The following is an 11,261-nucleotide window of genomic DNA, read 5'->3' on the forward strand; positions in this document are numbered from 1 at the left end:
TATCGCCCTTCAGCGGGCGTGCGGTCCGCCCGGGGCGGGCATCTCCCGGGGTCGGCCTGCTCGCGAGCTCGGGAGGGATAGTCCGTCACGTTCTGGTTGGCGTTCTCGCCGTGGGGCAGCCAGTTCGTGACGGACTATTCCGATGCGGTCGGTATCGGCGGGCTTCGAGTCCGCCTTGTCGGATGTGTCAGAGGGAGACCCCATGAGGGGGTCTTGCTCACCGACGCTGTCGCCTGACGTCCGACGGCCAGGGCGATTCAGCCGGTTGCGAGCAGCGGTAAGACGCTCGACCTCGTCGCGCCGGACGCATCCAGCAGGTCAAGACCCGTTCGGTGAGCCCAAGGACCCGCCTGCTCAGCCCGGCGCGGGGCGAAGCGGAGCCGCAGCCCTGCGGGCGTCAGCGTGGTCCGCGGGTCCGGCACGACCCGATCTGAGACGTTCTCCACGTCGTAGCCGCGCAGCACGGCCGCCAGCACCGCGTCGAGCAGGACGTAGCTCACGTCGCGGCCGGGGCACCGGTGCAGTCCGTGACCGAAGGACAGGAGCTGCTGCGGACGGGAGTCGGGATCGAGCCAGCGCTCGGGCAGGAACTCATCCGGCCGGTCGAAGAGCGCCGCGTCGCGGTGGACGACATAGGGGCTGACGACGAAGTTGTGGCCCGCCTCGAACCGATAGCGGCCCAGTTCGACCGGCCGGATGGCGACACGGTGCAGTCGCCAGGTGGGCGGGTAGAGCCGCAGCGTCTCCAGCACCACCGCTCGCCGACGTACGGCGTCTCCGCGCGCGGCAGCGGCCCAGCGGCGGTCTCGTCCCAGCTCGTGCAGTGCCCATGCTGCCGCGGCGGCGGGGACTCGCTGCGCGGCCAGCAGGGCCCCGATGAGGAGATCGGCGATGCTCTCCAGCGTGTGACCGGCCGCGACCGCGGCGACCACGGCGCCGGACGCGAAGTCCTGCCGCGGCCGGACCGCGCGATCGCACACGAGAGGGTCGACGACGTCGCGAAGTGCCCGGTACGCCCGGTGCATCCGACGGTTCGCGCGCGTGGGCCAGCTCGCTGGCAACGCGAACGGGTTGCCGAAGACGGCGCTGAGCGCCTCGAGCAACCCGGCGACCTCGACGTGGACCCGGCCGCTGCTCTCCTCGCCGAAGAAGTATCCGGCGACGAGTCTGGAGCACAGCTCTTCGAGCATCGGCAGCGGATCGACGTCCTCACCGCGGTCTCGTGCCGCCTCGACGGCGCCGAGCGAGGCCTCCGAGGCCAGCCCCCGAAGTGGTTCGAGCACGCCGCCGCGGAGTCCCGCATTCAGGTGCTTGCGGAGGCGGTTGCGCGCCGCGATGCCATCGGCGTCGAGGCGCCGGTTGAGGAAGGTGCCAACGATCTCGAACCCGGCCCGCGTATCGAGGACCGTCCGCGCAAGCTCGAGATCGTTGACGCCCGTGGTGATCGAGTCGAACGCGACAACTCCCCCGTAGCTCTCGCGTGCCGACATCAGAAAACCAAGGCGATCCTTCTCATACTCGGCGACCCACCCCGCCCAGCGGCCCCCCACTGGGCCTGGCGGCCGCCACGGCGCCCCGACGCCTCGAGCGCCCAGTTGCTGGCGCCGCCCCATGTCGCCCGTACCCGAGTCGAGCGATCATCAGGTCCACACGTAGTCGGGTGCACCGCCGCGGCCCTGGGCACGCATCACGAGGCGAGCGAGCGAGTACTTGATGAGACGCATAGGGCGGTCCCCCGATCTGGTGGCTCTGCGCGTGCGGCCGAGTTCAGGCAGCCGCACGTCTGTCAGGTCTATCATGACGTACGACAGGATCTCCTTGACACTCTTTGGAGAAGTTCGAGTAGGAATTCTGCGTCATCGACGGACTAGGACATCTGCTTGCCGAAGTCGCTTCGGACGGCTTGCCCAGGGCCCGATCAGCGAGCCTGGACAGGTTCGTCAACGAAACCGAGCTGGACGACGTCAAGGTCTCAACCACCGTCACGATGCCGCACAAGAAGGGGCGAGGAGCACGAATGAGCGAGCACGAATGAGCGAGCACGACTGTCATCGGGATTCCTTTCAGCGGCTAGCAGTTGCGCTGCGGCCCGCACCCGAAGCGCCACGTCGGGTGCACAAGCACCTGGTCCTGCGTCGGAAGAGGTGTGCCGTTATGGGCGCCGCAGTCACTACCGGATGCCTTGCCGCCGCTCTCACCGGCGGCCCCCTTCTGCGCACGTTGCTCAATCAATAGCCAGGACGTCGGGAGTCTCGACGACCAGGCAACCCCATCGCATTTCTATGTCAAGATCCTCCTGACGCCCGGAGGAAAATCTGTCATGGTTCTCCCCATGACCCTCGGGCACTTCGCTGCGGCCACCGAAAGCAGCGGGTTGCCATTTTCCGTAGCTTCGCTCTCTTGGTCACCCTTTTCGACGACTGACGCCAGGACACCAGGCCATAGGCCTTGAGGCGTCCAATCCCTCGACATACTCAACCGGCCCAAACGCCGGTCCACTTTGATGTCCCCTCGCATCGGGCGAAGGGTAACGAAAGGAGAGAACGAATGAGACGAGTTCTCGCGTCGGCCTGTGCGGTTGCGGCGCTCGTGGCGGTTCCGACGGCTGCGTCGGCGATCAACGCCTCATCCAATGACGGATCCGGCTTCGCCAACAGCCTTCGCTGGTACAACACCGGGGTCCAGATGGGAGGGAGTCTCAAGTCAACGAACGGCAACGCGGTGTACTTCTCCGCGAACCTGATCTACGACGGGGAGCTCGACTACCTCTTCGGGCGGTATACGACCGACACGACGTCACTGTCACTTGTCACCCGGGGCGGGCTCGCCGGCTTCAACACCGGTTCATCCAATCCTGCCGTGGATGGCATCAAGGTGCGAGTGTGTCGCAACAAGAGCAACCTGCCTGACTCCTGCGGGTCGTGGTCCGCCCAGGACCGACGCTGACCTGACCTAGAACGACTCGAGTTGGAGAGCGCACCGATGGAATTCACCACTTTCCCCGCGACGACGATCGGCATCGCCAAGCTGTCGAAGCGGTACCGACGCGGCATCACCGCGCTCTCCAACATCGAGGTCACCTTTACGCCAGGAATCACTGCCGTACTTGGTCGAAACGGCGCAGGAAAGTCCACGCTCGTACGCAGCATTGTCGGCATCGACACTCGCTACGACGGAACTATCACATTCGAGGAGTCCGGCGAGATCCTTGGTCGCGCCGAGCGAATGCGACGACTCGGCTGGCTCCCCCAGTCCTTCGGTTACCCCGCCCGCATGACCACCCGCGACTTCGTCGCGTACGCGGCGTGGCTCAAGGGACTGCCCCGAGACTCAGACGAGGCGATCGATTGCGCGCTCGACACCGCCGATGTTGCCAGTCACGGTCGCCAGCGACTCGACGCCCTGTCCGGCGGAACCCTACGTCGAGTCGGGTTCGCGGCCAGTATCGTCCACGCGCCGAGCGTCCTCGTGCTGGATGAGCCAACGACCGGTCTCGACCCGATCCAACGGGCTGAGTTCCACGAACGCCTTGCCATGATCGGACGCAGGAGCACGGTCGTTCTCGCCACACACATTCTCGAGGACGTTGCCGCACTCGCCGACCGGGTCCACGTCATCGAAGCCGGGGAGCTGGTCTGGTCCGGCACAGCCGTCGGCCTCTCAAGGGCGGGCGGCAATACGGCAGTCGACTCAGAGACGCTGCGCAGTGGGTTCCGGAGCGTCGTTGGCGGCGAGTTGAGTTGATCGGGCTTCCCATCTCGCGGCGTGAGCGCACGGTCGTCGTCCTCGCCGTCGCCGTTGTCTCGGCCCTGTCGGTCGGCAACCTGTACTCAGGTTGGTACGGCTCATGGGGGGAGACTGCACGAGCACTCCAGGTCACCACGCTTCTCACCTACCCGCTCCTCGCGGCCCTCTCCGCGTGGCTGACCGGAGCACCCCGCCGACGCCGATATCAGTGGATGGTGGGCACGGGGGTGAGCGGTGCGCTGAGATTGCGCATCTTGTGGGTCACCGCCATTGCTGGACTCGGCTTCGCCGGCATGCTCCCCGTTTTCGTAGTCGCCTGCGTCATGACTGGCAACGAGGCCGACTTCGGCAGTTTTCCAGGCCTTGAGCTTCTCCTCATCGCGACGGGAACCGTCGCTGCAATCGCGTTCGGACTCGCCCTCGCGTCTGCGCTCCCGCCGATGCTCGCGCCTATCCTTGCCACAGTCATCGTGTACGGCGGCGAGTACCTGCTCGACACGGGCACCCCCTCGATGGAGCAATACGCTGGGTTCGTCGTCGCCGACCAGCGCGAGCGCACCTACCTCGAGCCGACCCCTTGGGTCTTGATCGTGCAGTGCTTCCTTCTCGCATGCCTCGCACTCCTGTTCCTGGCGGCAGCGGTGCGATCCCGCTCGTGGCTGTTCCCACTGGCGGGGGCGTGCCTGGCGGCAACTCCATTGGTCATGGTGGGCAGTAGCAACTACTCGGTGTCCCACGCCGCACTGCAGCCTGTCTGCCAAGAGCAGAACGACTACACGCTGTGCATGACCCGCGCGAGGGCGCACACGATGGACGAGGTCGTGGAGAGCATCGAGCCGGCCATGACAATGATGGACTCATTCTCCGGACAGCGCCTGACCCTGGCAGAGGAGTCAATCCGCATCGGCACTCTGGAAGAGCGTGGGACAGTCGGCATGGTCGTGCCCTTCGCCATCACCTCAGGCATCGACGGCGACTCGCACCGCGTAGTGCGTGACGAACTGGTCGTCGACGTGACCAATGCCGTCTTACGCGGGTCGTGCGGCAGCGGCCGCTCCGGCGGGTACGTCGCCAAGTCCGCGACCGCCCAAGACGTATTGCAGGAGTGGGTTCTGCGAGAACTCAACATTCCGCTCGAAGGCGTGTCGTACGCCCAGATCCCTTTGAGCGAAGACTTCGTCGACTGGTCGCCTGTCGCGTCGTTCCGCTCCGCCTGGAATGACGCCTCACCCGATGCTCGCCTGCGATGGTTCGACCAGCATGGCGGAGACGTCCTGACATGCGACCTCCAGGACGACCTCACGATATGACCGCTCTCCTTCGACTTGGCGCTGCCCGCGGGCTATCCGGCAGGACGCTGCTGTCCCTAGCCGCGAGCGTTTCCATCGTCACCCTGACCGCAATGGTCGCGGTGGGCATTCGAACAAGCGCCGGTGCCGTTGCGGCAGGTGCGACGATCGACAGTGCGGTCCTGGTCGGCCTCATCGCCCCGGCCGCCGTACTGTCCCAACTGCTCCAGGACCGAGCCGCGTGGCTGCTCGAAACCGCCACCCGGAAAGCTCGGCGCGTTCGTTTGCTCTGGTTCGTCAGCCTCTGCACTCTGGCCACGCTCTCTTGCCTGGCATGCGTACTGCTCACCGCCGCCAACGTCGACACCTTCCTGCTGGCGGCCGATTTCACCCTCTTCTTCGCGATCAGCTGCGCGGGCGCACTCGTGCTCGGCGGCCCGCTCGGCTGGACACCCGCCGCCGCGCTCGCGTTGGCTGCCTCCACACCGGGCCTGATCCCGTTCGAGTGGAACTACGTGGCTCAGGCGTCGTATGCCATCCATATCTGGTGCGTGGCCGGCGCACTACTGGTCGTGACCGGAGCAGCGTTTGTCGCCCTCGATGAACATGGCATCGACCGCCAGCGCCGCATGCTGGAGCGCCAACCTGGGGTGACCGACGACTAACTCCTCACGTTCCCGTCTCCCTTGGCCATGGTGACTCGCCGGCCAAGCACGAGCAGTGGTCGGGACACGTGGTCCTCGCCCGCCCTGCGGTGTCCGGTCGCCGCGCCCCCACCGCGGGCGCGGCGCGGCCTCGAGCTCACCGGGACTGCACCGCCGCCAGAGCGTCGATCGCCACCAGCATGCGGCGCCCCTCCCCCACGACCGCCTCGACGAAGTCCGCCCCGACGCGATGCAGTACGGCGTCGTACGTCGCGCCCACGCGCAGGTGCAGTACGCACCGCTCGCCGGCGTCGGCGAGTCGGCGCAGCGCCGAGCCGACCCCGAGGCTCGCGACCGGCGACCAGGCGACCTCCGGGACCGACCGGTCGGAGGCGCCGTGCACGACCGTCACGGCCGGCAGCAGGACCACCCAGTCCTGGGACGCACCGCTGAGCACGCACCAGCCGTCGGCGACCCGGTCCAGCACGCCCTGGACGGCGCCCACCCCGGCGACCTCGAGCCGCACCTGCGTACCGAGGGAGGCCATCAGGCGGCTGGCCAGCGTGACCTCGCGGTACGCCGTCCGGCTGCGGTCGACCAGGTCCGGCCCGCGCTCGGCGTCGTAGAGCGCCTCGGCCTGCTGCTCCAGGTCGTCGAGCAACCCGAACAGCTCCTCCTCCCACGACATGCCCGACTTCTGCCCCGACGACCGCGGTCGCCAAACCGCCGGCCGCCGCAGACCGCGCCCGGTCGTCGGCGTGGTGGTGGGTCCTACGATGGGCGCGATGGGTGGAGTCCAGACGGGTGCGCGCCGAGTCGACCGGAGACCGCTGTCGATGGTCGGTCGGTGGCTGCTGCTGCTCGTCGCCCTCGGGGGCCTGCTGGCCATGCACGGCCTCTCCGATCACGGAGTCGGTGGGCCCGCGGCCGTCGCGCCCGCCACGACCCACGTGGCGATGGAGACCGGCACCCCGGCCACCGACCCGGCCGACGATCCGGCGGTCGCCCGAGGCGGCGCGGCCGACGGCCCCCAGGAGCATCACGGCGGCTCGGTCGTCGCGATGTGCCTGGCGGTCATCGGGGCCGTGCTGCTCCTGGGCGTCGTCGCCCGGCGCGCCGGGTTCGTCACGCGGCTGCGCCATGTGCTCACCACCCACCTGGCCGTGCTGACCGCGACCTCGTTCTGGGCGCGGGCGCGCGGGCCGGCGCCACCCGACCTGAGGCTGCTCTCCATCCAGCGGTGCTGATCGGCGACACCGCCGCCGTCGTACGCCCCGGGTCACCACGAGCACGGTGACCGTGGGCGATCGCGACGGCGGTGGCTTCGACGACCCCCGACAGCACCCACGTTCAGGAGAAAGACCATGCCTCTGCACACCCGCACCCACGCGCGTACCGGCACCCGTCGACTGCGTCGCACCGCCACCGCCCTCGCGCTGACCGCCGCATTGGGGGTCTCGCTCGCCGCCTGCGGCGACGATGCCGACACCGCCGACGGCCCGTCCGGCACCCGGACCGCCACCAACGGCGACGTGTTCAACACCGCCGACATCTCGTTCGCGACCGAGATGATCCAGCATCACGCCCAGGCGCTGTCGATGGTCGACCTCGCCGACGGCCGCCCGCTGGACCCCGAGGTCCAGCAGCTCACCGAGGACATCCGTGCCGCCCAGGGCCCGGAGATCGAGACGATGTCGGACTGGCTCACCGCCTGGGACCAGGAGATCCCCGAGACCATGCGCGACCACAGCAACGCGGGCCACGACATGGGAGGCGACATGTCTGACCGGATGGACGGGATGGACTCCGACATGCCCGGCATGATGTCGCCCGACGAGATGGACGAGCTCCAGGACGCCTCGAACGCCGCGTTCCAGGACCTCTGGCTGACGATGATGATCGAGCATCACCAGGGTGCGATCGAGATGGCGCGCACCGAGCAGGAGGACGGCGCGTTCGATGAGGCCGTCACGCTGGCGGAGACCATCGCATCGGCCCAGCAGCAGGAGATCGAGACGATGGAGGGGCTGCTCGGCTGACCCGGCCCGGCTCGACATCATGAACACGCACACGCCTGACGCCCATCCCACCTCTACTCCCGACCCGTCGGCGACCTCGGTCGCCGACGGCCGACCGCCGGGCCGGCGCCCCTCCCACCGCGGTGCGCTGGCCATCGGTGCCGCCGCCACGCTGCTGATGGTGACGCTCCTGGTCGTCGCCCTCACCGACCCCGGCGGCGGCGACCACCCCGGCGACGGTGCCACCGGACCGAACGCCGGGGTCGGGACGCCGATGATCGGCCACATCCACGGCATCGTCCCCGACCCGGAGGGCGACCAGACGGACCATCGCGTGCTCATCGGCGCGCACTACGGCCTGTTCTCCGTCGACGCCGACGGGAACGTCGCCCAGGTCGGCGACGACGTCACCGACTACATGGCGTTGACGGCGGCCGGGCCGGGCCGGCTGCTGGCCAGCGGGCATCCCGAGCCGACCGACGAGAGCCGCCCGATGAACCTGGGTCTCATCGAGTCCCGGGACGGCGGCAGGCAGTGGAACACACTGTCGCTCGACGGCGCCGCGGACTTCCATGCGCTGGAGCACGCCCCGGGCGAGCCGGGTCGGACCTGGGGCATCGACTCGGTCACCGGTGGGCTCGTCACGTCGACCGACGAACGTGCCTGGCAGACGGTCCACGAGCAGCCGCTGGTCGACATCGCCCTCGATCCGGGCGACCCCGCCCGGGTGCTCGCCACCACCGGCGACGGTCGGCTCCTCGAGGTGACCGCCGACCGGAGCGGAACCGTCGACGAGGGGGCGTTCGAGCAGGCGCCACGGCTCGGTCTCATCGACTGGCCGGCCGCCGACGTCCTGGTCGGCGTCGGCGCCAACGGGCGGGTCTCCCGATCGAACGACGGTGGGCGAACCTGGGTCGAGCTCGCCCGGGTTCCCGGCGACCCGAGCGCGCTGGGCGTCGTCGGCCACTCGTGGTTCGCGGCGACCAGCGACGGCCTGTTCCGCGGGCCCGTGGACCCTGACGCGGCGGACGAGGACGTGAAGCAGGTCCTCGCGTACGGCGAATGATCCGATGCCCGCCGGTCACCGGGTGACCGGCGGGCATCCGTCGCACGGACCCCTTGGAGAAGATACCCCCTAGGGGTATAATGGGAGACATGGACGAGACGAACGCACGGCAGACGGCGCCCGGCGCCTCGCACGAGCACGCATCTCACGAGCACCGGGGTCACCCCCACGAGCACACTCACGAGCACACTCACGAGCACGGCGGTCAGGGCGTCCAGACGACCGGGGCGGGCGCCGAGTACACCTGCCCGATGCACCCGCAGATCCGCCAGATCGGACCAGGGACCTGCCCCATCTGCGGCATGGCCCTGGAGCCGGTGACGGTCGCCGTCGACGACGGTCCGAGCTCGGAGCTCGTCGACATGACGCGCCGGTTCTGGGTGGGCGTCGCCCTCTCCATCCCGGTGATCGTCCTCGGGATGGGCACCGAGTTGTTCGACGTCATCTCCGAGGCGATCCCGGGCCGGGTCTCGGCGTGGGTGCAGCTGGCGTTCGCGACGCCGGTGGTGCTCTGGGCCGGCTGGCCGTTCTTCGTGCGCGGCTGGACCTCGGTGCGCACCATGAAACTGAACATGTTCACCCTGATCGCGATGGGCACGGGCGTCGCGTGGCTGTTCAGCGTGGTCGCCACACTGGCGCCGGGCATCTTCCCGGAGTCCTTCCGCACGATGGACGACGCCGTGCCGGTGTACTTCGAGGCGGCCGCGGTGATCACCACCCTGGTGCTGCTCGGCCAGGTGCTCGAGCTCCGCGCCCGGGAGCGCACGTCCGGAGCCATCAAGGCCCTGCTCGACCTGACCCCGAAGACCGCACACCGCATCGCGGACGACGGCGCCGAGTCCGACGTGACGCTCGACCAGGTGCACGTGGGCGACCGGCTCCGGGTCCGCCCGGGCGAGCAGGTCCCCGTCGACGGCGTCGTCGTCGACGGCCGCTCCTCGGTGGACGAGTCGATGGTGACCGGCGAGTCGATGCCGGTGACGAAGAAGACGGGCGACACCGTCATCGGCGGCACGCTCACCGCCGGCGGCACGCTGCTCGTCGAGGCGCGGGCCGTCGGCCGCGACACGATGCTGGCCCGCATCGTGCAGATGGTCGCCGATGCCCAGCGGTCCCAGGCGCCGATCCAGCGGCTGGTCGACAAGGTCTCGGCCGTGTTCGTGCCCGCCGTCATCCTCGTCGCCGTCGCCGCGTTCGCGACCTGGGCGCTCGTCGGGCCCGACCCCAAGCTCGCCCACGCCCTCGTCGTCGCGGTGAGCGTCCTGATCATCGCCTGCCCCTGTGCGCTCGGCCTGGCGACGCCGATGTCCATCATGGTCGGCGTCGGCCGCGGTGCCCGCCTGGGCGTCCTGATCAAGAACGCCGCCGCGCTCGAGCGCCTGGAGCGGGTCGACACCCTCGCGGTCGACAAGACCGGCACCCTCACCGAGGGCCGGCCGGCCGTCACCGAGGTCGTCGTCACTCCCCAGGACGACACCGTGCACGACGCCCGGAACCACGTCGCCGGCGGGTCCGAGGCCGAACTGCTGCGCCTCGCCGGCGCCGTCGAGCAGCCCTCGGAGCACCCGCTGGCGCGAGCCATCGTGAACGCCGCACTCGACGGCGTACCCGGTGGCCTGCCCGACGTGGCGGAGTTCGACGCGCCGGCCGGCAAGGGCGTGACCGGCCTCGTCGACGGCACGCGGGTCGCGGTCGGCAGCGCCGGTTTCCTGGCCGCCCTCGGGGTGGACGCCGCGCCGCTGGGCGCTCGGGCCGACGAGCTCCGCGGCGCGGGCGCGACCGCGGTGTTCGTCGCAGTCGACGGCCGCCTGGCCGGCGTTCTGGCGATCGCGGACCCGGTGAAGCCGACGACCCCGCAGGCCCTCGCGCAGCTGCGCGACGCGGGCATCGAGGTCGTCATGGTGACCGGTGACAACCCGGTCACCGCGAGGGCCGTCGCTGCCCGGCTCGGCATCCCGCGCGTCGAGGCCGAGGTGCTGCCGGACAAGAAGGCCGACGTGGTCAACGCGCTCCGGGCCGAGGGGAAGGTCGTCGCGTACGCCGGTGATGGCACCAACGACGGCCCCGCACTCGCCGCCGCCGACGTCGGGCTCGCGATGTCGACCGGCACCGACGTCGCCATCGAGTCCGCCGGCGTCACGCTCCTGCACGGCGACCTCACGGGGATCGCCACCGCCCGCACGCTGTCCCAGGCGACCATGCGGAACATCCGCAGCAACCTGTGGCTCGCGTTCGGCTACAACACCGCAGGCATCCCCATCGCCGCCGGCGTCCTCTACCCCGCCTTCGGCTGGCTGCTGTCGCCGATGCTGGCGGCCGCGGCGATGGCGCTGTCCTCGGTCAGCGTCATCACGAACGCACTGCGACTGCGCACCATGCGACTCTGACCAGGCCTTCCGGCCGTCGGGACCGCTTCCCCCGTTGTGGGTGAAGCGGTCCCGTGCGCGTTCGCCTTGACTACCGGGTGACCGAAGCGGAAGCACGGACTGCGCGACGG

10 protein-coding genes are annotated in these 11,261 nt (G+C 69.5%); 8 read left to right on the forward strand and 2 right to left on the reverse strand.

Annotated features, from left to right (window positions below; genetic code table 11):
- Positions 1 to 257 precede the first annotated feature (257 nt).
- Positions 258 to 1,613 (reverse strand): cytochrome P450, encoded by a 1,356-nt coding sequence (locus FHU40_RS03260; protein WP_183590837.1) that lies wholly within the window; start codon positions 1,611 to 1,613, stop codon positions 258 to 260.
- A gap of 934 nt (positions 1,614 to 2,547) precedes the next feature.
- On the opposite strand from FHU40_RS03260, the gene FHU40_RS03265 reads away from it, so the two are divergent.
- From FHU40_RS03265 to FHU40_RS03280, 4 genes are read left to right on the forward strand one after another with little or no spacing between them, the layout of a single operon-like run.
- Complete coding sequence (locus FHU40_RS03265; RefSeq protein WP_183590838.1) at positions 2,548 to 2,946, forward strand: hypothetical protein; 399 nt, start codon at positions 2,548 to 2,550, stop codon at positions 2,944 to 2,946.
- 36 nt (positions 2,947 to 2,982) lie between these two features.
- On the forward strand, positions 2,983 to 3,744 hold the full coding sequence (locus FHU40_RS03270; RefSeq protein WP_183590839.1) for an ATP-binding cassette domain-containing protein: 762 nt from the start codon (positions 2,983 to 2,985) through the stop codon (positions 3,742 to 3,744).
- Positions 3,741 to 5,057, forward strand: a complete 1,317-nt coding sequence (locus tag FHU40_RS03275) for a hypothetical protein (RefSeq protein WP_183590840.1) — start codon at positions 3,741 to 3,743, stop codon at positions 5,055 to 5,057. Before FHU40_RS03270 ends, FHU40_RS03275 begins: the two co-directional genes overlap by 4 nt.
- Positions 5,054 to 5,701, forward strand: a complete 648-nt coding sequence (locus tag FHU40_RS03280; RefSeq protein WP_183590841.1) for a hypothetical protein — start codon at positions 5,054 to 5,056, stop codon at positions 5,699 to 5,701. The genes FHU40_RS03275 and FHU40_RS03280 overlap by 4 nt, the downstream gene beginning before the upstream one ends.
- 136 nt (positions 5,702 to 5,837) lie before the next feature.
- On the opposite strand, the gene FHU40_RS03285 is transcribed toward FHU40_RS03280, so the two are convergent.
- Positions 5,838 to 6,368 carry a hypothetical protein gene (locus FHU40_RS03285; RefSeq protein ID WP_183590842.1) on the reverse strand — a complete coding sequence of 177 codons (531 nt, stop codon included), beginning with the start codon at positions 6,366 to 6,368 and terminating at the stop codon, positions 5,838 to 5,840.
- Between the two features lie 97 nt (positions 6,369 to 6,465).
- Here FHU40_RS03285 and FHU40_RS03290 point away from each other — a divergent pair, with 97 nt between their 5' ends.
- From FHU40_RS03290 to FHU40_RS03305, 4 genes are all read left to right on the forward strand, one after another.
- Positions 6,466 to 6,927: a DUF6153 family protein gene (locus FHU40_RS03290; RefSeq protein ID WP_183590843.1), complete on the forward strand. Its 462-nt coding sequence runs from the start codon at positions 6,466 to 6,468 to the stop codon at positions 6,925 to 6,927.
- Between the two features lie 117 nt (positions 6,928 to 7,044).
- Positions 7,045 to 7,719 (forward strand): DUF305 domain-containing protein, encoded by a 675-nt coding sequence (locus FHU40_RS03295; protein ID WP_183590844.1) that lies wholly within the window; start codon positions 7,045 to 7,047, stop codon positions 7,717 to 7,719.
- Between the two features lie 19 nt (positions 7,720 to 7,738).
- The gene (locus FHU40_RS03300) at positions 7,739 to 8,764 is read left to right on the forward strand and encodes a beta propeller repeat protein (RefSeq protein ID WP_183590845.1); all 1,026 of its coding nucleotides are present in this window, start codon (positions 7,739 to 7,741) and stop codon (positions 8,762 to 8,764) included.
- Positions 8,765 to 8,853: 89 nt separating this feature from the next.
- Positions 8,854 to 11,151: a copper-transporting P-type ATPase gene (locus tag FHU40_RS03305; RefSeq protein ID WP_281374559.1), complete on the forward strand. Its 2,298-nt coding sequence runs from the start codon at positions 8,854 to 8,856 to the stop codon at positions 11,149 to 11,151.
- Positions 11,152 to 11,261: the final 110 nt, after the last annotated feature.

It is taken from the genome of Nocardioides soli (genome assembly GCF_014191495.1).
GTDB lineage: Bacteria > Actinomycetota > Actinomycetes > Propionibacteriales > Nocardioidaceae > Nocardioides > Nocardioides soli.